The following is a 22329-nucleotide window of genomic DNA, read 5'->3' on the forward strand; positions in this document are numbered from 1 at the left end:
TGCTCCGGTCTAGAGCAGCAGAAGGGCATTGTCATGACTTCGGATGAAATTCTGGTGCAGGAGGTCGAGGCGCTCGGGCAGCGCCTTGCCGAGGCACGCAGCAGTATCGAGCGGCGCTTCGTCGGTCAGCACGCGGTGGTCGAGCAGGTTCTGGCGGCGATCCTGTCGGGCGGCCACGCGCTTCTGGTCGGCCAGCCGGGGCTGGGCAAGACGATGCTGGTGGACACGCTGGCCACGGTGCTGGGGCTGGACAACCAGCGGGTGCAGTTCACGCCTGACCTGATGCCCGCCGATATCCTGGGCTCGGAAGTGCTGGACGTGCTCACCGATGGCAGCCGGGCCTTCCGTTTCATCGAGGGCCCGGTCTTCACCCAGCTTCTGATGGCCGACGAGATCAACCGCGCCTCGCCCCGCACGCAATCGGCGCTGTTGCAGGCGATGCAGGAGCGCGAGGTGACGGTCAGCGGTCAGCATCGCCCGCTCGGGCGGCCGTTCCACGTGCTGGCGACCCAGAACCCGATCGAGCAGGAGGGAACCTATCCGCTGCCCGAGGCGCAGCTTGACCGGTTCCTGTTGCAGATCGACGTGGATTATCCCGACCGTGACACCGAACGCGACATCCTGCTGGCCACGACGGGAACCGATGAAGGCACCGCGCATGCGGCCTTCGACGCCGAGGGGCTGATCGCGGCGCAGCGGCTGATACGGCAGATGCCGGTGGGCGAGGCCGTGGTCGAGGCGATTCTCGATCTGGTCCGCGCCAGCCGTCCCGGTGCACCGGAAGCGGAAGGCGGCATCGCGGATACGCTTATCTGGGGGGCGGGGCCACGCGCGGCGCAGGCGCTGATGCTGGTGACGCGGGCGCGGGCGGTGCTGAATGGCCGTTTCGCCCCTACGTTGGAGGATGTCGAGGCGATGGCTCCACCGGTGCTGCGCCACCGCATGGCGCTGTCCTTCGCGGCCCGTGCCCGGGGCGAGAGCGTCGATGGTGTGATCGACCGGCTTGTCGGGCAGCGGCTGAATTCCAGTCAGGCGGCATGAGGCGGCTTTGGCACTGACCACCACGGAACTTCGCGCACAAGCACAGGCTGCCAGCGCCCATCTGCCCGGCCTGATCCTGTCGGCCGAGCGCCTGGCGGCGATGGTCGCACCCGGTGCGCATGGCCTGCGCCGGGCCGGTCCGGGCGAGGATTTCTGGCAGTACCGCCCCGCGACCCATGGCGATACGGCACGCAGCATCGACTGGCGCCGCTCGGCCCGCTCGGATTCGCAATTCGTCCGCGACCGCGAGGCGCAGACGGCGCAGACGGTCGCTCTATGGGTCTCGGGCGGGCAGGGGATGGCCTATGCCGGCGCGCCGCACCGGCCCAACAAGGGCGCGCGCGCGCAATTGCTGGCGCTGGCGCTGGCAATGGTGCTGTTGCGTGGTGGCGAACGGGTCGGGCTGCTTGGCCAGCCAGCCCGGTCGGGACGGATGCAGGCCGAAAGGCTGGCCGAGGGACTGATCCGCGCGGCACCGGCGAAGGGAGACGAGGATGCGCCATCGCCCGAGGCATTGCGCCCGAACCAGCACCTGGTGATCATTTCGGATTTCCTGACCGATCCGTCCTGGCTCGAAGCCCTGTTGACCCGCGCCGCGGCGCTCGATGTCCGGGGCGTGCTGATGCAGGTGCTGGATCCGAACGAGGAGAATTTCCCCTATTCGGGCGCTGTGCTGTTCCGCTCGCTCTCGGGGGCGGTCCGCCATGACAGCCGAGATGCTGCCGGACTGCGCGAGGCCTATCAGGCGCGCCTGGCAGGGCGCCGCGACTGGCTGCGGGCGCAGGCCGAGGGCGCGGGCTGGCGTTTCGGCCATCATACCACCGACCATGCCCCCGCACTCGCGCTGAGCTGGCTTTACCAGGTGCTGGAGGGCTGATGCTGATACTTGGTCCCATCGGTTTCGCGGTTCCCTGGGTGCTGTCGGCGCTGGTTGCGCTGCCGGTCCTGTGCTGATCCTGCGCGCCGTGCCGCCCGCGCCGCGGCAGGTGGCGTTTCCGGGAGTCGCCCTGCTGCTGGGACTGGCCGACAAGACGCCGGTCGCGCGCCGCACGCCCTGGTGGCTGCTGTTGTTGCGGTTGCTGGCCGTGGCGGCGCTGATCCTTGCCTTTGCCGGGCCGGTCTGGAAACCGGTCCCGCGTGCTGGCACGGATGGGCCGCTGCTGGTGGTGATGGATGCGGGCTGGGCCGCTGCGCCCGATTGGGCCGGCCGCCAGACCCGCGCCGAGCGGGCCTTGACCGAAGCGGCCTCTGATGGTCGCCCGGCCGCCCTGCTGCTGGCCGATGGGCGGACCGGTCCAAAGCCGCTGGTCTTTGCCCCCGCCGACAGGTTGCTGGCCCGGCTGCGTGCGGCGCAACCGGTCTCGTGGGAAACGGCGCTGCCAGATGATCCCGAAGCCGCGCTGTCCGAACTGCCAGACGGGTCGCTTTCGACGCTGTGGCTTGCGGATGGCCTGGATCATCCGAACCGCGCCGAATGGCTGGCGGCGCTGACCAGCCGGGGGACGGTCACGGTCGTGCCGCCCGCCGGCCCGGTGCGTGCGCTCAGCCTGCATGGCGGCGATACGCCGTCGCTGACGCTGATATCGTCGGATGACGCGGCACCCGGGATACTCGCCATCGGACCGGATCCGCAGGGGATCGAGCGGGAGCTGGCGCGTCTTGCCCCCGGCGATGCGGCGACCGAGGCCGGGGTGACGACCCGCCCCACCGCCATCGATCTGCCGCCCGAGCTGCGCAACCGCGTCACCCGTTTCCAGGTCGAGGGCGAGGCGCATGCCGGGGCCGTGGTGCTCGCCGATGATCGCGTCAAGCGGCGCAAGGTCGGGCTGGTCGGCGACGCGGATGCCCATGCCGAGGGGCAGCGGCTATTGTCGCCGCTTTACTATCTGCGCCGCGCCCTGGCGCCCACCAGTGACTTGGCCGAAGGGGGTTTGGGCGATGTGCTGGATAGTGCACCCGACGTGATCATCCTCGCCGATCAGGTCGATATGGCCGAGATCGGCGAACTTGCCGAATGGGTAGATGCGGGGGGGCTTCTGATCCGCTTCGCCGGGCCGCGCATGGCGGGATATGAGGGGCTGGTGGACGAGCCGCTCCTGCCGGTGACATTGCGGCAGGGTGGGCGCGATATCGGCGGGGCACTGAGCTGGGGCGAGCCGCGCGGGCTGGAGCCTTTCGATACCGACGGACCCTTTGCCGGGCTGGCGGTGCCGGAGGATGTCACCGTCCGGGCGCAGTTGATGGCGCAGCCTCTCCCGAACTCTCCGAGCGCAGCCTTGCCTCGCTGAGCGACAATACCCCGCTGGTCACCCGCGACGGGTTCGGTCAGGGACAGGTGGTGCTGTTCCATGTCACCGCCAATGCCGAATGGTCGAACCTGCCGCTTTCGGGCCTGTTCGTGCGGATGCTGGAGCGGCTGGTCGCCACCGCCCGCACCAGTCCGGCGGAGCGACAGGCGGATGATCGCGAGCATCCGTTCTGGACGCCCGAGACCGTGCTGGACGGATTTGGCCGGGCCCATCCAGCCGAGGACCTGGCGCCGGTGCCCGCCGAGGATCTTGCGGAAGGGCCGGGCCCGGATCGTCCGGCGGGCATCTATGCCGCCGGGGAACGGCGGATTGCGCTGAATGCGGGCGGTGATTTCACCATGGCGGACTGGCCCGGTGCCGTTCTTGAAAACCGTTCCGAGGGCTCAGAGCGAAGCCTCGGGGGTTTCCTTCTGGCCGCAGCCGCGCTGATTCTGGCTCTGGATGCGTTGGGATCAGCGGCCCTGGCGCGTGGTGCGCGGGTCGCGGCGGTCCTGCTGATCGCGCTGTCCGGTCTTTCCGGAACGCGCGCGACCGCGCAGGAGCCGGTGCTCGACCCGGAATTGACCCGCGCCGCGGATGAGGTGGCGCTTGCCTATGTCGAGACCGGGGACGAGGAGGTGGACCAGACCTCATACGAGGGATTGCGCGGATTGTCGCAAGCCCTGCGGCAGCGGACCTCGGTCGAACCGGGAGAACCGATCGGAATAGACCTGGACCATGACGACCTTTCGGTGCTGAGCTTTCTCTATTGGCCGGTGACCGGGGACCAGCCGATGCCATCCCCGCAGGCCTATCTGCGGCTGAACCATTACCTGCGGTCAGGGGGCATGATCCTGTTCGACACTCGCGACGGGGATATTGCCGGTGTGGGCGGCCCCGATATGTCGGAATCGTTGCGGATACTGGCTTCGCCGCTGGAGATCCCGCCGCTCGCGCCGGTTCCCGAGGATCACGTCTTGTCCCGCAGTTTCTACCTGCTGGAGGATTTCCCGGGCCGCTGGCAGGGCCGCTCGGTCTGGGTCGAGGCGCCGCCGGTCGGGGCCGAGGCGCGCGAGGGCGTGCCGTTCCGGCAGCTCAATGACGGGGTCAGCCCGGTGGTGATCGGTGGCAATAGCTGGGCCGAGGCCTGGGCAATCGATGACAACGGCTATCCCAGCTTTCCCATCGGCGGAGGCTGGGAGGGCGAGCGCCAGCGCGAGATGGCCTATAGATTCGGCATCAACCTGATCATGTATGTGCTTACGGGGAACTATAAATCCGACCAGGTGCATGTGCCCGCCCTGCTCGATCGCCTGCGCGTGGAAGAGGAGCTTGCCCCATGACCACCGCGCTGCGTTTCGACCCGGCATTGCCATGGTGGGCCATCGCCGCGCTGGCGGGGCTTGCGGTTCTGGTCGCGGGCTTCGCGCTGTGGCGCGGGCTGCGTGGCTGGGCATGGCGGGGATTGGCGGGGCTGGCGGCGGCCATGGCGCTTGCCGGGCCGGCGCTGGAGATGGGCAGCCGGGCGGGGCTGTCGGACATCGTGATCCTGCTGGATGACCGCAGCGCCAGCCAGGGACTGCCGCGCGCGGCGAGCAGACCGATGCCGCCGTGGATCGGCTTGGCCAGCAGATTTCCGCCCTGCCGAATACCGAATTGCGGCGGGTGACGGTAGGCGACGATGCCGATGGCACGCTTCTGGCCACTGCCATGGCCCGTGCGGTCGCGGCGGAACCTGAAGGACGGCTGGCCGGGGTGATCGCCGTCACTGATGGCCGGATCCACGATCCGGCCATGCTGCCTTCCGATCTGCCCGCGCCGTTTCACGCGCTGCTGACCGGGCGGCCGCAGGATTGGGACCGCCGCCTGGTGATCGAGGAGGCCCCGGCCTTCGGCCTGATCGATCAGCAGGTGACTATCCGCCTGCGCATCGAGGATCAGGGCGAGGTGCCGCCGGAGGCGCGCACCGGCTCGGTCAATCTGCGTATCAGCATCGATGGCGAGGATGAGCAGGTCTTTGCCGTGCCGATGGACAGCTCGCTGGAACTGCCGGTGACGCTGACCCATGCCGGGCAGAATGTCGTGCAGATCGGCTTCGACGCGCCCGAGGGCGGCGAGTTGACGGACCGCAACAATACCGCCGCGCTCAGCATCAACGGCGTGCGTGACCGGCTGCGCGTCCTGCTGGTCTCGGGCGAGCCTCATGCGGGTGAACGCACCTGGCGCAACCTGTTGAAATCGGACGCGGCGGTGGACCTGATCCATTTCACCATCCTGCGCCCGCCCGACAAGTCCGACGGGGTGCCGGTGGACGAATTGTCGCTGATCGCCTTTCCCACGCGCGAGTTGTTCCTGGAACGGATCGATGATTTCGACCTGATCATCTTCGATCGCTACCGCGTCCGGGGCATCCTGCCGCCAGATTATTTCCGCAACATTGCCCGCTACGTGGAAAACGGCGGCGCGATCCTTGTGGCGGCGGGGCCGGAAATGGCCAGTGTCGAAAGCCTGAACCTGTCGCCCCTGGGGACGGTCCTGCCAGCGCGTCCGACGGGCCGGGTGATCGACCAGCCCTTCACGCCCACCCTCACCGAAGCCGGGCGGCGTCATCCGGTGACATCCGGTCTGCCCGGCGCACCGGGGGAAGAGGGCGGTGAAAGCTGGGGCCGCTGGCTGCGCATGGCCGAGGTGCGGCCGAATCCCGAAGCCGAAGTCGTGATGACCGGCGCCGACGACCTGCCGTTGCTTATCATGGACCGGGTCGGAGAGGGGCGCGTGGCCATGCTTACCTCGGATCAGGTCTGGCTCTGGGGGCGCGGTTTCGAGGGCGGAGGGCCGCAGCTCGAGATGCTGCGCCGCATCGCGCATTGGTCGATGAAGGAGCCGGAACTGGAAGAGGAGGCGCTGCGGGCCGATGTCTCGGGCCTTGATGTGCGCTTCACCCGGAGGACCATGCAGGATCGTGCCGGACCGGTGCGGATCACCCATCCGGATGGCGAGACCGAGGAGCTTGCGCTGCAAGAGGACGGGCCGGGCCGGTTCACGGCCGGCTGGACGGCCCCGGGACCGGGGCTCTACCGGCTGCGGGATGGCGATCTGCGCCGGGTTCTGGCGCTCGGTCCCGCCGCGCCGCGCGAATTCGAGCAGACCGTGGCCAGTGACGAGGCGCTGTCGCCATTGACCGAGGCGACCGGCGGGGCGGTGTCGCGGCTGTCGGATGGGGTTCCCGATCTGCGGACGGTCGCGCCGGGACGGCCTGCGCATGGCCGGGGCGTGGCCCGCGACTGGATCGCCGTCACCCCGCGAGAGGCGGCGACTGTCACCGGATTGGAACGAACGCCGTTGCTTCCGGGTTGGGTGTGGCTGATACTGATTTCGGGGTTGATCCTGGCGGGATGGCTGACCGAGGGCCGGGCAGGTGGCGGCGCGCCGATGAAGGGGCGGGCCGGTGACGGGTCCGGCTGAAGCTTGCCAACGCATGGGCTCGTTGATAACCCGAAGAAAAATTGCCGCAAGGAACGCTCATGGCCGATGAAAAGCGCAACCCCGCACCCTATACCGAAGCCGATCTCGGCCTCATCAAGCGGATCATTCCGCATCGCTACCCGTTCCTGTTCATTGACAAGGTGCGTGACATCGTCCCCCACCAGGGCGGCGTGGGCATCAAGAACGTCACCTGCAACGAGCCGCATTTCCAGGGCCATTTCCCCGATCAGCCGATCATGCCCGGCGTGACCATCGTCGAGGCGATGGCGCAGACTTCGGCAGTGGTGGTGGGGATCAGCATGAATATCATCGATCAGCCGATGCTGACCTATTTCATGGCCATCGACAAATGCAAGTTCCGCCGCATGGTGGTGCCGGGCGATGTCCTTGAAATGCATGTCACGGCCAAGCGCGGCGGCGGCAAGATCTGGAAATTCGAGGGCCGCGCGATGGTCGAGGGCCAGCTTTGCGCACAGGCCGAGTTCACTGCCATGATGGATGCTAAAGCCGATGGCTGAAACGAGAATCCACCCCTCCGCGGTTATCGAGCCCGGCGCAGAGATCGGCGCGGGGGTCGAGATCGGCCCGTTCTGCGTGGTCGGCCCACAGGTCCGGCTGGCGGATGGGGTGGTGCTGAAATCCCATGTCGTGGTAACGGGCGAGACCTCGATCGGCACGGAAACGGTGGTCTTCCCCTTCGCCTCTGTCGGGGAGATCCCGCAGGATCTGAAGTTCCGGGGCGAGCGGGCGCGGCTGGAGATCGGCGCGCGCAACCGTATCCGCGAATATGTCACCATGAATCCGGGGACCGAAGGCGGCGGCGGCGTGACGGTCATCGGCGATGACGGGCTGTTCATGGCAGGCGCGCATGTCGCCCATGATTGCCGCATCGGGAACCGGGTCATCCTGGTCAACAATGCCTCGGTGGCGGGGCATTGCGTGCTCGAGGATGACGTGATCGTCGGTGGATTGTCGGGCGTGCATCAATTCGTCCGCATCGGCCGCGGGGCGATGATCGGCGCGGTGACGATGGTCACGGCGGATGTCATTCCCCATGGTCTGGTCCAGGGTCCGCGCGGTCACCTGGACGGGCTGAACCTCGTTGGTCTCAAACGGCGGGGCGCCAGCCGCACGGATATCGCCGCGCTGCGCGACCTGCTGGGCGCATTGGGACAGGGCTCGTTCCGCGACACTGCCCGCGCCCGTGCCGAGAACGATGCCACGTCGCTGGAGCGGGACGTGCTCGACTTTATCCTCGCTCCGTCCGAGCGCTCATTCCTGACGATGAAATCATGACCCGTACCGCAGTTATCGCCGGGCAGGGCGCGCTTGCCCCTGCCGTCATCGCCGCACTCGAAGATCCGCTGGTCTACGCGCTGGAAGGCTTCGCGCCGGATCTGCCGGCCACGCCTTTCCGGCTGGAACGGCTGGTTCCCTTTCTCGACGAGCTGATCGGGCAAGGAGTGCAAAAGGTGGTCTTCGCCGGGGCGATTCGCCGCCCGCGGCTCGAACCCGAGGCCTTCGATCCGCGCACCGCGCAACTGGTGCCCCGCATCCTGACGGCGATGCAGTCCGGGGACGATGCGGCACTGCGCGAAGTGCTGGATGTCTTCGAGGAGCATGGGCTGGAAATCTGCGGCATCGAAGAGATCATCCCCGATCTGCTTCCCCCTGCGGGAGTGCTGACCGGCACCCCTTCCGATCTTGACCGGCGCGATTCCGCCCAGGCTGCCAATATCCTGTCGGGGCTAGGGCCTTTCGATATCGGGCAGGGTGTCGTGGTGGCGCAGGGATTGTGTCTCGCCATCGAGACCCTGCCCGGAACCGGGGCGATGCTGGAATTCGCAGCCGCTCATGCCGGGCTGCGGCCCAATCCGAACGGCGCTCGGGGTGTGTTCTACAAGGCGCCGAAGCCAAGCCAGGACCGCCGTGTCGATCTGCCGACGCTCGGCCCCGACAGCGTTTCGCAAGCCGCCTCGGCGGGGTTGGCGGGAATCGCATGGCAGGCGGGCGGGGTGATCCTGCTTGACCGGAAAGAGGCGATCCGGCGTGCCGATGAGGCGGGGTTGTTCCTGTGGGCGAGGGAAGATTCGGATATTTAGATGAAGAAGAAGGGTTGGAGTCTTCTTCTTCATTCAAATATCCATAACGCAGTGCAGCAAGTGAAAGGACGACATGAGGTTCTTTCTGATCGCGGGCGAGCCTTCGGGTGATCAGCTTGGCGCGGCGTTGATGGCCGGGCTGAAAGAGCTTGTGCCCGGTGTCGAGTTTGTCGGCATCGGCGGTGCGGCGATGGCAGCCGAGGGGCTGGCCAGCCGTTTCCCGATGGACGAGCTGAGCCTGATGGGCATCTGGGAGGTGCTGCCGCAATACCGCAACCTCAAGCGCCGGATCGCCGAGACTGCGGCGGCGGTGGCCGAGGCGGCGCCGGATGCGCTCATCACCATCGACAGCCCCGATTTCTGCCTGCGGGTCGCTCGGGCGGCGCGCGGGATGGCGCCTTATCTGCGCACGATCCATTATGTCGCGCCCTCGGTCTGGGCCTGGCGGTCAGGGCGGGCGAAGAAGATGGCGCAGGTGATCGATCACGTGCTGGCCCTGCTGCCCTTTGAGCCACCCTATATGCGGGAGGCCGGGATGAGCTGCGATTTCGTCGGCCATCCGGTCGCGGGCCTGGAAGTGGGCGGCCCGGAGGAGGCCGGACGGTTCCGTGCGAACCATGGTATCACCACGGATGCGCCGGTCGTGCTGTGCCTGCCCGGTTCGCGCAAATCCGAGGTCGGGCGGCTGGCCGGGCGTTTCGACGAGGCGTTGATCCGGCTGCGTGACCGGGTGCCGGAGATCCGCGTCGTGCTGCCCACCGTTCCCGGTGTGGCGCATATGGTGCGCGACATGGCCCGCCGCTGGCCGACCGTGCCGATCGTGGTCGAGGATGAGGCGGAGAAGCGGGCGGCCTTCGCCGCGGCCGATCTTGCGCTGGCGGCCTCTGGCACGGTCAGTCTGGAACTGGCGGCGAACCGGACGCCAATGGTGATCGGATATGACATGGCGCCGATCAGCCGCCTGATCGTCGGCATGATGCTGCGGACCGATACCGTGACGCTGGTCAACCTGGTCAGCGAAACCCGCACCGTGCCGGAATTCCTGGGCCGGGAATGCCAGCCGGGTCCCATGGCCCTGGCATTGCAGACCGCGCTCGAGGACATGACCGCGCGCAAGGCGCAGCTCGATGCGATGGACCTGACGATGGAGCGTCTCGGCAAGGGAGGAGAGGCGCCGGGCCTGCGCGCGGCGCGCTCGGTCCTGGAAGCGGTCAGAGCACTGCGGTGACGATGATCTCGACCTTGTAGTCCGGGGTTGCCAGCTTCGATTCGCCAGCGGCGCGCGTGGGGGCATGGCCCTGGGGCACCCATGCATCCCAGACTGCGTTCATCTCGGCGAAATCCGCCATGTTCGCGAGCCAGATCTGGGCGGCGGTGATCCGCGTCTTGTCGGTGCCGGCCTTTTTCAGCAATGTTTCGATCTGTGCCAGGATGGCGCTTGTCTGTTCGGTCACGGATTTGCCCGGTTCGGCCACCTGGCCGGCCAGCCAGACGGTGCCATTCGCCACTACGGCCTGGCTCATCCGCTGGCCGCATTCGATACGCTTGATGTCGGTCATCTTTATACTCCTTTGATAAGACGCCAGAAAAATATCGCGCTCATGCCAAAGCCCACTGCGGCGATCAGCAGCCGCAACACCCGCCGGGGGATGCGCCGCGAAATCGCGGGACCGGCATAACCGCCCATGATCGTGCCGGCCGACATGATCGCCGCCGGCCCCCAGACTATCTTGCCCGCAAAGGCGAAAATCGCAAAGGCCATCAGCGACAAGGCAAAGCTGAGCCAGCTTTTCAGCCCGTTCATCTGGTGCAGGTCGCTCATGCCCCACATCGCGAACAGCGCCAGCAGGATGATGCCCAGCCCGCCGTTGAAATAACCGCCATAGATGGCCACCGGCAGCAGGGTGCCCAGGCCGAAGGGAACAACCACGGAGCGCCAGCGTGCGGCAATCTGGCGGACAGGTTCGGACCAGTAGAACACGACCGTCGCCAGCAGGAGCAGGAACGGCACCAGCAACGCGAAGGCCCGATTCGAACTGAGCAGCAGCAGCGCGGAACCGGCGGCCCCGCCGATCACCGTCCAGAGCGAAAGCTTTTTCAGCGGCGCATCCGTCAACGCGGCAAGATCGCGGCGAAAGCCGATCGTCGCAGCCAGGTAGCCGGGCAGGGCGGCAACGGTGGAGGTGGCATTGGCGATCACCGGCGGCACACCGGTAAAGACCAGCGCGGGAAAGGAGACGAAGGTGCCGCCGCCCGCAACTGCATTCATGATGCCGGCGACGATCCCGGCAAGGAACAACAAGGCGAAATCCGGCATCCGAACCATCCTGTAGGCGGCGACGACGCTGGTTCCCGGGCCCGGATCTCGGCGAAGTGCAGTCATGACAATCTGATTGCTCTTGCGCGGAACCGGCCGTAGATGCAACGGCGAAATGTCACGGAAGGGAAGGGGGCCCGCATCGTCTTTCCGGCCGTAATCCGCTTGCAGAGCTTCGCCCCGACGACTAGAAGGGCTGAAATTTTCAGGCCGCCGCCTCACCGGTGGCCCTTCTTGCTATGAGGACGATGATGCAGGTCAAGGAAACCCAGAACGAAGGTCTGAAGCGCGGCTATCAGTTTACGCTGCCCGCGGCGGATCTGGCTGCCACGGTCGATGCCAAGCTGAAAGAAGCGCAGCCCGAGATCGAGATGAAGGGCTTCCGCAAGGGCAAGGTGCCGCTGCCGATGCTGAAGAAGCAGTTCGGTCCGCGCGTCATGGGCGATGCGATGCAGGAGGCGATCGACGGCGCGCTGCGCGATCACCTGGAGAAATCGGGCGATCGTCCCGCCGCCCAGCCCAAGGTCGAGATGGAAAATGGCGAAGGCTGGAAAGAGGGCGACGACGTCGTCGTGAACGTCTCTTACGAGGCCCTGCCCGAGATCCCCGAGGTCGATCTGGGCAAGCTGTCGCTGGAGCGTCTGTCGGTTCCCGCCGAGGAGGCCGCGATCAACGAGGCGCTGGAGAACCTGGCGAAATCGGCGCAGAATTTCGACGACCGCCGCAAGGGCAGCAAGGCCAAGGATGGCGACCAGGTGGTCATCGACTTCAAGGGCTTTGTCGATGGCGAAGCTTCGAGGGTGGCTCGGCCGAGGATTATCCGCTGGTCCTGGGCTCCAACAGCTTCATTCCCGGCTTCGAGGAACAGCTCGTCGGTGCCAAGGTCGATGAGGATCTCAAGGTCGAGGTGAAGTTCCCCGAGGAATACGGTGCCGAGCATCTGGCCGGCAAGGATGCCGTCTTCGAGTGCAAGGTCAAGGCCGTGAAAGCGCCCAAGCCGGCCGAGATCGATGATGAGCTGGCCAAGAAATTCGGTGCGGACGATCTGGAGGCGCTGAAGAAGCAGATCTCCGAACGGCTCGAACAGGAATATGCCGGTGCCGCACGTGCGATCATGAAGCGCGGCCTGCTGGATCAACTGGACGAGCAGGTGAAATTCGAGCTGCCCGAATCGCTGGTCGAGGCGGAGGCGAACCAGATCGCGCACCAGTTGTGGCATGAGGAGCATCCCGAAGAGCATGGCCACGATCACGGCGAGATCGAACCTACCGACGAGCACAAGAAACTGGCGGAACGCCGGGTGCGTCTTGGCCTGTTGCTGGCCGAGATCGGCCAGAAGGCCGAGGTGACGGTGAGCGACCAGGAAATGACCCAGGCCGTGATGCAGGCCGCGCGCCAATATCCTGGTCAGGAGCGCGCCTTCTTCGAGTTCATCCAGCAGAACCAGGCAGCTCAGCAGCAACTCCGCGCGCCGATCTTTGAAGACAAGGTCGTCGATCACATCGCGGAAAATGCCGAGGTGACCGAGAAGCAGATCACCAAGGAAGAGCTGGAAAAGGCCGTCGAGGCGCTGGACGAATTGTAATCGGTACACCCACCACCCGATGACAAAAGCCGCGATCGGTCAGATCGCGGCTTTTTTCATGTTCGGACCGGGCGGTTCCGGTCGTCCGCTTCTTGCCGCCCGGCAGCCTGGCGATTATCCTTGATCCCATGACCGCCACCGTTCACCTCATGAAACTCTGTGTCGGCTCCGAGGGGCCGGAAGAACTGCTCCGCTGGCAGCAATCGCGCTATGGCGACGATCCCGCGGTGCATGTCACCCGCATGTGGCCCACGCGGGAAAAGGAATTGCTGGATGGCGGTTCCCTTTACTGGGTCTTCAAGGGGGTCATGCTGGCAAGGCAAAGATTGTTGCGGATGGATGAACGGATCGGCGAGGATGGTATTCGCCGTTGCGCATTGATCCTGGATCGCGACCTGGTCCGCGTGAACGCCGTGCCGCGCCGCCCCTTTCAGGGCTGGCGTTACCTGAAGGCAGCGGATGCACCCGCCGACCTTCCTGCCGGCCGTCGCTCGGAAGAGGCGCTGCCCCCTGCCGTGGCTGCGGCATTGGCCGAGATGGGGCTTGTGTGACGCGATGTCTTGACGCCATTGCGGGCTGCGGCTAAGCGGGTGCCATGCGGGTGTAGCTCAATGGTAGAGCAGAAGCTTCCCAAGCTTACGACGAGGGTTCGATTCCCTTCACCCGCTCCAGTTCTTCCAGATCATGTCGGCAAACTGGGCAGCGATAGCGTGATGCTTGTGCTGTCGATGAAGTTCGGTGTGCGGTGGGTAGTCTGCCGGCAAGCCGTGCCCGTGGGCGTAGCCCGGAGGCGATGCTTGGGATGGATTTCCCAGGCACCGCCCCACATTCTTCCGTCAATCCGACCGCATTTCAAGAAGGATAGGAGCAGAATACACCAGCGGGTGCATTTCCCGGCAGACAATTCAGCTCGTGCCCGAATCGCGAAGAGGGAAGGCCGGTATCAGCTGGGGATCAGGAGCTGGATATTGTGTTTGCTCATATATTCCTTGAAATCATTCAATCGTTTCAAATATGTTTCTTTTTGCCGGTGGATGGCACTCTTGTTTAAGTGTTTCTTGAAGGTGTTCTCCACACCTTCGGAAATCAGCTCGTCTGTCGTTAACCGGGGAAGGTCGTAAAAATCGGTCATTTCCGCAACTCTGTTGTCATGGCAAAGGAAGATTCCCGGGCGGCCGGCTTGCAATGAGGCTATGCCGCCGTGAAAGCGATCCCCGATATATGCGTCATGCATCCGGGCGGCTTGCCGCCAAGCGGAAGTTTCCGAGAAGTAATAGTAGTTTTGAAGATCGACAGGTATTCCGATCTCTCTGGTGAGCAAGTCGTTCAGAAGTTCCCGATTCCCGGTGCATGTGGCATCATCGAAGGAACCGTGCTTTTTGAAAAAATCTGCATATGCAAAAAATTCATCCTGAAAAACATAGGAGCCGCGGAGATCCCGCATGGCCCTGGCGAGCTTTACCCCCCGGTTGTAATTTCGACCGCCTTTGACTGTCAGATATCCCGCTGTTATAAGGTTTGCCTGTTTTCCCTTTTCGATAGCATCCTCGCCATCTATTGACATGATCGAGGATGGAAAGACGAACATGCTCGGGCAGCCCAATGCCCGGCTGTTCGTAAATCCATTCCCATGCAGCCATGCCTCAGTTTCAAGACCTCGAACGCCAAAAATCAAGGCGCGGCGATTGTAAATATCAAGAATTTCCTGAACTGATGGGTGCATCTCAGAAAGTATGGGCTGACCCTGTAGTCCGGCGCCCAGCACGATAAATGGTACAGAATTCCCGATAGCGTTTAACGCATCGCGAAGTCTCACCAGTTCCTTCTTGGCTGATATGAAATTGGCGGCGGAAAGCACCAATAGGTCAAAGCGTTGCGATAGAACTTCTCCTATCCGACTGCCAAACTGACGGTGCAGGGCCCCGAGATTCGCGAAAGCGGATTGACGGCGATTGCAGGCGAAGATTCGAGAGGGAGCCTCACCATGAATGAGATTTCCTCGATTGCTCGTAAGTGAATGCGTGCTGCGCAGCCCCGCCATGGTATCTGTAACAGCATGCGTTAAGCCCGATGTCCCCGGCAGCCGTATCTCTGGTAGATGAGATGAGGTGCCCGGTCCATGAAAGAGAATTCTCATTATTTTCCTGCTTTCCTTGCTTTCATATCAAGTCTTTCATGCCGAAAGATGTTGATTGCCCCATGTCGATCTGGAGGTCGAGGGATCTGATCTCATTTGATTTACTTAGAATTTCCAGTCGTTCAGCCATTCCAGGACCGTTTCGGGCAAGCCTTGCAACTTGGCGATACGAACGAGTTTGGGAAGTGCTTCATTTGCTGCCTCAATCTCTGGAACAGGGCGGCAGCGGCCGAAATCCTCGACTTCCTGGTAAAACGGATATGTCTGTGTCATTTCATTGAGGCTTTCCGCTACAGGACGGAAATTATTCAATAAGACCTCTCGATATTTCGGCCCGAACATTTCGACTTGACTGTCGGGAACATGGGGGATCGTTTGCCGTGCCTTGGCCGATGAGAGCCAACTGACCAATCTCCTGGCCTCTTCACGCGGCAGATCGTGTAAACAGCGCCGGCCCAATTCTGCAAATGCGCAGGGAATCGAAGGGTTCTGATTCTCCGGAAGGGTTATATTCTTGGGGAATATTATCTCCGAATTGTTGATGAAATCTTTTACCGCTCCACCAGCTGACATTACGTCATCATAATTTCGAATGATCAATCTGGCGTTGGAAAAATGATCTTTCACCCATCCGTCGATCATTTTGGCTTGCTGGAAATGTGCGCTGTCAAGATACTGATCGAGCGCACCATCGTGGAGCCGGTCAAGCTTCGCTCCGAATTTCAATCTTTGCCTGTGCCAGGATGATATGTAATCATCCGGGCGGCGTAAGTTGCAGTATATTGTGACGTCATGGCGCCCGAAACGTGCAGCGAGGCGTTCGATGCTCTTCCGCTGCTCCGTCAATCCGAGAAGCGCAAACACCTCGGAGCAGATTATGGCGGAATGTGGGTTCAGGTCCGAGATCTGATTTTCGATCATCTCGAGCATCTGAAAGCCACTCGGCAGCGCCGGATAATATGGAGGGATACCGTGTTTATCTTCTTCGTTCTTAAGTCGAAGCGCCAGCGCGTTATGAGGCTCGATTATATTCAGGCTTTCGCCAAGGGTTGGTATGTCCTTGCCCGAGACCGCCGCCCTCAGGTTTCGAGAAATTCCCTTGGACTCCACGGATGGATACAAGATTCCTGCACGCAACAGGCGCAAGTAATTGCTGGACAAGAAGCTTTGTATGGAAGTGGAGCCAGTTTTGAAGTGACCGATGAATATGACTAATTTCAATTCAGTTTCCTTTTGTCACTTCATATTGTAGAGGGTTGCGCAGCATGATTGCTATAAGCTTTCCATCTCTTCATGAGAACGTCTCGCATCGAAACAATGTGGACCTTTGGACGCGCCCGATTTCCGGATTTACACCAAGCTCGAAGGCGGGTTCGATGTTGTCACATATATGCGGACATCTTCATGTCACTGTTTTCCCGGTACTTTCTTCCTCAGCGAAGGGTGTTGGGGTCAGCGATGGTTCGCCGTGCTGTTTGCCGCAGGCAAGCTAAGCTTTGCTTGTTGTTTGTCAACCCTCGTGCTTTTGCGATGTCGCTACTGCTGGAACTACGTCTATCCGGAACAATGACACCGCATAGCAACACTGGTCGCGCGGTCACAATGTACCCGTATCCCTGCAAGCGACCAGCCTGGCTCGGTTGGCGGGCGGGCAATCGGAACGCCATCACGACAGCAGGGATATTCGCGCCGCGTTCTTCATGGCTTGGGTAAGCGGTTCGATGGCGGCAGCGGAAATGCGGGCGATCTGCCAGTAGAGCGGGACGTCCAGGGGCCGATCCGGGGCGAGATCGATCAGGCGGCCCGTGGCAAGGTCCTCGGCGATCATCGCCTCGGGATTCATGCCCCAGCCAAGGCCGAGCCGGGTGGCTTCGGCAAAGGCCTGCGACGAGGGGATCCGCTGCAAGGGCTGGGCGATACGGCGGCCGGTCATTTCCCTGATCCAGCGATCCTGCAGGCTGTCCTTGCTGTTGAAATTGAGAACCGGCGCGCGCGAGAGGCTTTCCGCATCGGCACCATCGGGGAAATGACGCGCGGCGAATTCCGGGGTGGCGGTGGCGCGGTAACGCATGCGGCCAAGCGGAATGCTGTCGCAGCCGGTGACCGGGCGGCTGTCGCTGGTCAGTGCGGCGACAACCCGGCCGTTGCGCAGCCAGTCCAGCGCGTGATCCTGGTCGTCGATGACCAGGTCGATCAGCCCGGGCGCAGCGGTCAGCGGTGTCATCGCCCAGGTGGCGAGACTGTCGGCGTTCATCGCGATGCGGATGACCGGCGGCTGTGAGGGGCGATAACTGCCCGCGAGCGTGCTTTCCAGCAGCCGCACCTGGTCAAGATGGGCGGCAAGGCGCAGCCCGGCCTCGGTCCCCTGCACGGGCGGCCCCCGGTCGATCAGCACTGCGCCGCTGCGATCCTCCAGGTTTCGGATGCGCTGCGAAATCGCCGAGGGCGTGATCGCCAGGGCATGGGCGGCGGCCTCGAAAGAACCGCGGCGGATGATCTCGGCAAGCGCCTGGAGGGCGGGATAGTCCAGCATCAGTTTTACTTAATCAAGATAAGATATATTCATTTTACTTAAACACCCTGGCTTGGCATCAGCAAGCCTGAAGGAGTTTGCCATGATGTCTTATCTTGCCGGTCTGGGCACCGGACTGTCGCTGATCCTCGCTATCGGGGCGCAGAATGCGTTCGTGCTGAAACAGGGGCTGATGCGGCGGCATGTCCTGGCCGTATGCCTGTTTTGCGCATTGTCGGATGCGATCCTGATCGCTGCGGGTGTCGGCGGCATGGCGGCGGCGGGCGCGCGCCTGCCCTGGCTGATGGAGGCGATGCGGTGGGGCGGGGTCGCGTTCCTGCTGTGGTACGGGCTGAAATCCTTCCGCGCGGCGCTGGCCGGGGGCGAAGCCCTGCGGCCCGAGGGGCGCAGCAACGGGCTGGTCACGACATTGGCGGCGATCGCGGCGCTGACCTGGCTCAATCCGCATGTCTGGCTGGATACGGTGGTTCTGCTTGGCGCCGTGTCGGCGCAATGGCCGGATCGCACCGGATTCGCCGCCGGAGCGATCACCGGCTCGTTCCTGTTCTTCTTTGCCCTGGGCTATGGAGCAAGGCTGCTGGCGCCGGTTTTCGCGCGCCCCCGGGCCTGGCAATGGCTGGAGGCCGGGGTGGGTTGCGTGATGTGGGTCATTGCGCTTCGGCTGATGATCGGCTGAGAGGGCTTGCAACCGCCCGCGAAAGCGTGTGATTGCATGATATGCAAATCGAACTCGATACGCGGCGCGACCTGATCGGCATCGGCTGGATGCTGGTGACCGGGCTGTGTTTCGTGGCCGTCAACGGCATCGTTCGTGGTCTGGAAGGCGCGGTGCCCGCTCCGCAGGCGGCCTTCATCCGCTTTCTTTTCGGAACGGGTTTCCTGCTACCGGTGCTGCTGCCGGCGCTGCGACGCGGCTTTCCCGCGCCGGTCTGGCGGCTGTTCGGCTTGCGCGGGGTGCTGCATGTGATGGCGGTGATCGGCTGGTTCTATGCGATGTCGCGGATCACCGTGGCAGAGGTCACCGCGATCGGCTTTCTCAACCCGATCATGGTCACTGTCGGCGCGGCGCTGTTTCTTGGTGAAAAGCTGGCTGCGCGTCGGATTGCCGCGATTTTCGTCGCGCTGCTTGGTGCGCTGATCGTACTGCGGCCGGGGATACGGGAACTCGATCCGGGGCACCTGTCGCAACTCGGGGCCGCGGTGGCATTCGGCATATCCTATCTGCTGGCCAAGCAGCTATCCGACAGGGTGCCTGCGGCGGTTGTCGTGGCGATGATGTCGCTCACGGTTTCTGTCGGACTGGCGCCGTTGGCCTATGCGGTCTGGGTCCCACCAAGCATTGCGCAGATCGGCTGGCTGGGGCTGGTCGCGGTATTCGCGACATTGGGGCATTACACCATGACCCGGGCTTTCGCAGCCGCGCCGCTGACCGTGACGCAGCCGGTGACCTTCCTGCAACTGATCTGGGCCAGCCTGCTGGGCGTGCTGGTCTTTCACGAGCCGCTGGATGGCTGGGTCATCCTGGGTGGCGGGCTGATGATCGGCGCGATCACCTATATCACCTGGCGCGAGGCCCGGAAGCGGGCCGCGACCAAGACACCGCCAGTCGATGTGACCAAGGCATAACCGGCAGGATTGCGTCGATCCGGCCGCGCGCCCGGGGCGCGCGGATCGCCCCGGCTTTCCTGCGAAGCCGTTACAGGTAGTCGCTGCGCTGCAGCCCGTATTTGGCCATTTTCTCGTTCAAGGTTCGCCGCGGCAGGCACAGCTCGTCCATGACATTGGCGATGCTGCCCTTGTGGCGGCGCATGGTATTGTCGATCAGCATCCGCTCGAAGCTCTCGACATATTCCTTGAGGGGTTTGCCCTCGGTCGTCGTGGCCTGCTGGTTGTCTTCGCCATCCGCCATCAACAGCGATGCGATACTGCCCGAGCCGCGCCGGTTCTGCAGCACCGCCCGCTCGGCCACGTTGATGAGCTGGCGGATATTGCCGGGCCATGGCGCTTGCAGAAGCTGCGCGGCCTCCTGTGCGCCGACCTGCGGGGCCTCGCAGCCATATTCTTCCGAGAACTGTTCTGTCATCCGGTTGAAAAGCGTCAGGATATCCTCGCCCCGGGCGCGCAGCGGCGGCAGGGTGATATTCAGCGCCGAGAGGCGATAGAACAGGTCGGGGCGTAGCGAATCCTCGGCCTTGCGGCCTTCGCCCCGGGCATTCGAGATGGCGATGATGCGTGTCTCGGCGGGCGGGCCCTGATCGCTGATGAAAGCCAGAAGCCGCGCCTGCAACGGTTCCGACAGGGCCTCGACATCTTCGAGGCACAGGGTGCCGCCACGCGCCTCCTCGACCGAGGGAAGCCCGTCATCCACCGGACCGAACAGCCGCGCGGACAGGGCCTCGTCATTATATGCGGCGCAGGAGATGGGCACGAATTTCTTCGTCGCACGCGGTCCCACGGCATGCAGCGCATGGGCGACCAGGGTTTTGCCGGTGCCGGTTTCGCCGTCGATCAGCACATGGCCGTCCGCCTGCCCGAGATCGAGGATGTCCTCGCGCAGGCGTTCCATCACCGGGCTGGAGCCGATCAGCTTGGACATGACCTGCTGGCCGTCCGAGAGATCGCGGCGCAGGGCGCGGTTGTCCAGCGTCATGCGCCGGGCTTGCGTGGCCTTCTTGGCCAGCGTGGTCATCCTGTCGGGGTTGAAGGGCTTTTCCATGAAATCCATGGCGCCCAAGCGCATCGCCTCGACCGCCATCGGCACATCGCCATGACCGGTGATCAGGATGACCGGCAAGGCCGAATCCATGCTCATCAGGCGCTTGAGAAAAGCGATTCCGTCCATCCCGGGCATGCGGATATCCGACACGATGATCCCCGGCCAGTCCGGCCCCACGACTTTCAGTGCATCCTCGGCGCTGGCGAAGGATTCGGTCTCGAAACCCGACAGAACCAGCCATTGGCTGATCGACTCCCGCATGTCGGGCTCGTCGTCAACGATCGCAATCTTCAGTTTGCGGGACATCAGGCATCCTCTCTTGTATTTCATTCGGCAGCAAGCGCCTCGTCCGGCTCCTCTTCGGGCCGATTCAAGGGCAACTCAACCTGAAACACCGCTCCACCACCTTCGGTTTCATTATGGGCGGTCAGACGACCTCCGAAATCCGCCACGATAGACGAAGAAATCGCCAGACCCAATCCGGTTCCCTCTCCGGGTTTCTTTGTTGTCCAGAAGGGTTCAAACAGTTTTTCCAGGTCAGCGACACCCGGACCGTTATCGCTGACGGACACATAGGCGTGAGCGCCCCGGCTCACCTCGATATCGATCCGGCCGTCGCGCCGGTCCTTGACGGCATCGACGGCATTGCGCAGCAGGTTGATGATGACTTGTTCAAGGCGGATCCGGTCGGCCATGACCATCACCTTGTCGCGGGGCAGGTTGCGGCGCACCTGGATCGGGCGCTCGCGCAATTGCGGCTCCATCATCGTCAGGGCGGAACCGACCGCTTCCCGCAGGTCGACCGGCTCGACCGCTTCTCCGCCCTTGCGGGCATAGGATTTGAGTTGCCGCGTGATCGTGCCCATGCGGTCGATCAGGTCGTTGATACGCTGAAAGCTGGAAAGCGCCTCTTCGGGGCGGCCGCGCTGCAACAGCAAGCGGGCACCGGCCAGATAGGTCTTCATCGCCGCCAGCGGCTGGTTGAGCTCGTGACTCACGCCCGCCGACATTTCACCAAGCGCCGCCAGCTTCGAGCTTTGCTGGACGGTTTGCTCGGCCACTCGCAGCTCTTTCTGCACCCGTTCGCGTTCGGCGATCTCGCGGGTCAGGCGGGCATTCAACACCCGCAAATCCGCAGATTCCCGCATATAAGCCACCGATTGCATCCGGGCCCGGCGCGACAGGATATAGAAACTGGCCGCCAGCAGGATCGCAAAGCCCATGATTTCAAGAGCCAGAACCGCGTTCACGCGCTCACGGATCGAGGAATAGGTGGTGAAGCCGATCATCTTCCAGCCGCGAAACGGGATCCGGCTTTCGGTCCGCATCACCGCACGGCCCTTGACATAGGCATCGGCGGGGGCGGTGGTCCAGTCGGTGGTGACCTGGAAGGCCCGCTGGATCGCCGAGGGGGCAGAGCGCACCGACAGGGCCTCGGGCATGGTCAGTCCCCGCCAGCGCGGCTCCGTCGACAGGATGATACTGCCGGAACTGTCGGTGACGGCCACCGCATCCGAAATGCCGGCCCAGGATTGTTCCAGCCGCGTCAGGTCGGCCGCGACGACGATGACGCCCATGGTCTTGTTCTCGGTGACGACAGCACGGGAATAGGTGAATTCATAGGCGCCTCCGCCGGTTTCGTTCGAGACCGTGAAAACGGTGTCGCGCGAACGCAGCGCCTCGACATAATAGGGGGCGAGCGAATTGTTGGTGCCGATCTGGTAGCGGTCCGTCGATCCGACGGTCCGGCCCGACGCGTCGAGCAGGCGAATCGAGACCGCGCCGATCTCTTTCTGGGCGGCGATCAGCCGGGCCGATGTGCTGGAAAAATCGTTGCTGGTCAGCGATCCGATCAATTCCGGGTCGCGGGCCAGCAGTTGCGGCACGACGGCGGTACGCTGCAATTCTGAGATCAGGTTGCCGGTATAAAGCGCCAGCCGCAATTCGGCCCGCACCTGGGTGTTTTCGGAGAACCGTTCCGTCAGCCATGCATTGGTGGCCCAGATTGAGACCGCGGCTGTCAGTACGATGGTCATGATCGCGCTGCGCAGCCACCATGGGCTGGCCGCCGGAGGTAATCCGCGGCGCGACCTGTTCGACTTGGCCGTCGCGATGTCATGTTTC

Annotated in this window: 16 protein-coding genes, 1 tRNA gene and 3 pseudogenes; 13 read left to right on the forward strand and 7 right to left on the reverse strand. The window is 63.8% G+C overall.

From position 1 onward, the window contains the following. Positions 1-33: 33 nt before the first annotated feature. From A7A09_RS14725 to lpxB, 8 genes and pseudogenes are all read left to right on the forward strand, one after another. Complete coding sequence (locus A7A09_RS14725) at positions 34-1041, forward strand: AAA family ATPase (RefSeq protein WP_106692108.1); 1008 nt, start codon at positions 34-36, stop codon at positions 1039-1041. Positions 1042-1048: 7 nt separating this feature from the next. After that, on the forward strand, positions 1049-1918 hold the full coding sequence (locus tag A7A09_RS14730; protein ID WP_245999379.1) for a DUF58 domain-containing protein: 870 nt from the start codon (positions 1049-1051) through the stop codon (positions 1916-1918). Beyond that, positions 1918-4672, forward strand: a pseudogene (locus tag A7A09_RS14735) (DUF4159 domain-containing protein). The gene A7A09_RS14730 and the pseudogene A7A09_RS14735 overlap by 1 nt, the downstream one beginning before the upstream one ends. After that, positions 4669-6794: pseudogene (locus A7A09_RS14740) on the forward strand (hypothetical protein). The pseudogenes A7A09_RS14735 and A7A09_RS14740 overlap by 4 nt, the downstream one beginning before the upstream one ends. 59 nt (positions 6795-6853) lie before the next feature. After that, entirely contained in the window at positions 6854-7333 is a 480-nt protein-coding gene (gene fabZ / locus A7A09_RS14745) for a 3-hydroxyacyl-ACP dehydratase FabZ (RefSeq protein ID WP_106692109.1), read from the forward strand. Further along, positions 7326-8111: an acyl-ACP--UDP-N-acetylglucosamine O-acyltransferase gene (lpxA, locus tag A7A09_RS14750; RefSeq protein WP_106692110.1), complete on the forward strand. Its 786-nt coding sequence runs from the start codon at positions 7326-7328 to the stop codon at positions 8109-8111. Before fabZ ends, lpxA begins: the two co-directional genes overlap by 8 nt. Continuing rightward, positions 8108-8917, forward strand: a complete 810-nt coding sequence (locus A7A09_RS14755) for an LpxI family protein (protein WP_106692111.1) — start codon at positions 8108-8110, stop codon at positions 8915-8917. The genes lpxA and A7A09_RS14755 overlap by 4 nt, the downstream gene beginning before the upstream one ends. A gap of 73 nt (positions 8918-8990) precedes the next feature. After that, positions 8991-10145: a lipid-A-disaccharide synthase gene (gene lpxB, locus A7A09_RS14760; protein WP_106692112.1), complete on the forward strand. Its 1155-nt coding sequence runs from the start codon at positions 8991-8993 to the stop codon at positions 10143-10145. Here the strand turns inward: lpxB and A7A09_RS14765 are convergent. Continuing rightward, a complete protein-coding gene (locus A7A09_RS14765; protein WP_106692113.1) occupies positions 10129-10476 on the reverse strand; it encodes a RidA family protein in 348 nt (115 codons plus the stop codon). The two genes, lpxB and A7A09_RS14765, sit on opposite strands and share 17 nt — an antisense overlap. A gap of 2 nt (positions 10477-10478) precedes the next feature. After that, positions 10479-11234 carry a sulfite exporter TauE/SafE family protein gene (locus A7A09_RS14770; RefSeq protein WP_106692213.1) on the reverse strand — a complete coding sequence of 252 codons (756 nt, stop codon included), beginning with the start codon at positions 11232-11234 and terminating at the stop codon, positions 10479-10481. Positions 11235-11485: 251 nt separating this feature from the next. Between A7A09_RS14770 and tig the strand changes: the two are divergent. From tig to A7A09_RS14785, 3 genes and pseudogenes are all read left to right on the forward strand, one after another. Continuing rightward, positions 11486-12819: pseudogene (tig, locus tag A7A09_RS14775) on the forward strand (trigger factor). Positions 12820-12947: 128 nt separating this feature from the next. After that, complete coding sequence (locus A7A09_RS14780) at positions 12948-13370, forward strand: DUF1489 family protein (protein ID WP_106692114.1); 423 nt, start codon at positions 12948-12950, stop codon at positions 13368-13370. Positions 13371-13416: 46 nt separating this feature from the next. Further along, a tRNA-Gly gene (locus tag A7A09_RS14785) sits at positions 13417-13490 on the forward strand. 272 nt (positions 13491-13762) lie between these two features. Here A7A09_RS14785 and A7A09_RS14790 read toward each other — a convergent pair. The 3 genes from A7A09_RS14790 to A7A09_RS14800 all read right to left on the reverse strand — a co-directional run bounded on the left by A7A09_RS14790 (position 13763) and on the right by A7A09_RS14800 (position 17489). Beyond that, positions 13763-14956 (reverse strand): polysaccharide pyruvyl transferase family protein, encoded by a 1194-nt coding sequence (locus tag A7A09_RS14790; protein WP_106692115.1) that lies wholly within the window; start codon positions 14954-14956, stop codon positions 13763-13765. Between the two features lie 105 nt (positions 14957-15061). Next, positions 15062-16177: a hypothetical protein gene (locus A7A09_RS14795; protein WP_106692116.1), complete on the reverse strand. Its 1116-nt coding sequence runs from the start codon at positions 16175-16177 to the stop codon at positions 15062-15064. A 445-nt stretch (positions 16178-16622) separates the two neighbouring features. After that, entirely contained in the window at positions 16623-17489 is an 867-nt protein-coding gene (locus A7A09_RS14800) for a LysR family transcriptional regulator ArgP (protein ID WP_106692117.1), read from the reverse strand. An 82-nt stretch (positions 17490-17571) separates the two neighbouring features. Here A7A09_RS14800 and A7A09_RS14805 point away from each other — a divergent pair, with 82 nt between their 5' ends. Then, the gene (locus tag A7A09_RS14805; protein ID WP_106692118.1) at positions 17572-18165 is read left to right on the forward strand and encodes a LysE/ArgO family amino acid transporter; all 594 of its coding nucleotides are present in this window, start codon (positions 17572-17574) and stop codon (positions 18163-18165) included. Positions 18166-18206: 41 nt separating this feature from the next. Further along, complete coding sequence (locus A7A09_RS14810) at positions 18207-19115, forward strand: DMT family transporter (RefSeq protein ID WP_245999380.1); 909 nt, start codon at positions 18207-18209, stop codon at positions 19113-19115. A gap of 70 nt (positions 19116-19185) precedes the next feature. Here A7A09_RS14810 and A7A09_RS14815 read toward each other — a convergent pair whose 3' ends face one another. Beyond that, on the reverse strand, positions 19186-20511 hold the full coding sequence (locus A7A09_RS14815; RefSeq protein WP_106692119.1) for a sigma-54-dependent transcriptional regulator: 1326 nt from the start codon (positions 20509-20511) through the stop codon (positions 19186-19188). A gap of 20 nt (positions 20512-20531) precedes the next feature. After that, the gene (locus A7A09_RS14820; protein ID WP_106692120.1) at positions 20532-22241 is read right to left on the reverse strand and encodes a sensor histidine kinase; all 1710 of its coding nucleotides are present in this window, start codon (positions 22239-22241) and stop codon (positions 20532-20534) included. Positions 22242-22329 lie beyond the last annotated feature (88 nt).

The sequence above is a fragment of the Paracoccus methylarcula genome, assembly GCF_003007735.2.
In the GTDB taxonomy this organism is placed as follows: domain Bacteria; phylum Pseudomonadota; class Alphaproteobacteria; order Rhodobacterales; family Rhodobacteraceae; genus Paracoccus; species Paracoccus methylarcula.

Bases quoted from the DNA above. Each gene is read 5' to 3' on its own strand.
- A7A09_RS14755 (WP_106692111.1), top strand. From the start codon at position 8,108: ATGACCCGTACCGCAGTTATCGCCGGGCAGGGCGCGCTTGCCCCTGCC.
- A7A09_RS14815 (WP_106692119.1), bottom strand. From the start codon at position 20,511: ATGTCCCGCAAACTGAAGATTGCGATCGTTGACGACGAGCCCGACATG.
- A7A09_RS14810 (WP_245999380.1), top strand. From the start codon at position 18,207: ATGCAAATCGAACTCGATACGCGGCGCGACCTGATCGGCATCGGCTGG.
- A7A09_RS14765 (WP_106692113.1), bottom strand. From the start codon at position 10,476: ATGACCGACATCAAGCGTATCGAATGCGGCCAGCGGATGAGCCAGGCC.
- A7A09_RS14805 (WP_106692118.1), top strand. From the start codon at position 17,572: ATGATGTCTTATCTTGCCGGTCTGGGCACCGGACTGTCGCTGATCCTC.
- A7A09_RS14790 (WP_106692115.1), bottom strand. From the start codon at position 14,956: ATGAGAATTCTCTTTCATGGACCGGGCACCTCATCTCATCTACCAGAG.
- lpxA (WP_106692110.1), top strand. From the start codon at position 7,326: ATGGCTGAAACGAGAATCCACCCCTCCGCGGTTATCGAGCCCGGCGCA.
- A7A09_RS14725 (WP_106692108.1), top strand. From the start codon at position 34: ATGACTTCGGATGAAATTCTGGTGCAGGAGGTCGAGGCGCTCGGGCAG.
- A7A09_RS14770 (WP_106692213.1), bottom strand. From the start codon at position 11,234: ATGCCGGATTTCGCCTTGTTGTTCCTTGCCGGGATCGTCGCCGGCATC.
- fabZ (WP_106692109.1), top strand. From the start codon at position 6,854: ATGGCCGATGAAAAGCGCAACCCCGCACCCTATACCGAAGCCGATCTC.
- A7A09_RS14800 (WP_106692117.1), bottom strand. From the start codon at position 17,489: ATGCTGGACTATCCCGCCCTCCAGGCGCTTGCCGAGATCATCCGCCGC.
- lpxB (WP_106692112.1), top strand. From the start codon at position 8,991: ATGAGGTTCTTTCTGATCGCGGGCGAGCCTTCGGGTGATCAGCTTGGC.
- A7A09_RS14820 (WP_106692120.1), bottom strand. From the start codon at position 22,241: ATGACCATCGTACTGACAGCCGCGGTCTCAATCTGGGCCACCAATGCA.
- A7A09_RS14780 (WP_106692114.1), top strand. From the start codon at position 12,948: ATGACCGCCACCGTTCACCTCATGAAACTCTGTGTCGGCTCCGAGGGG.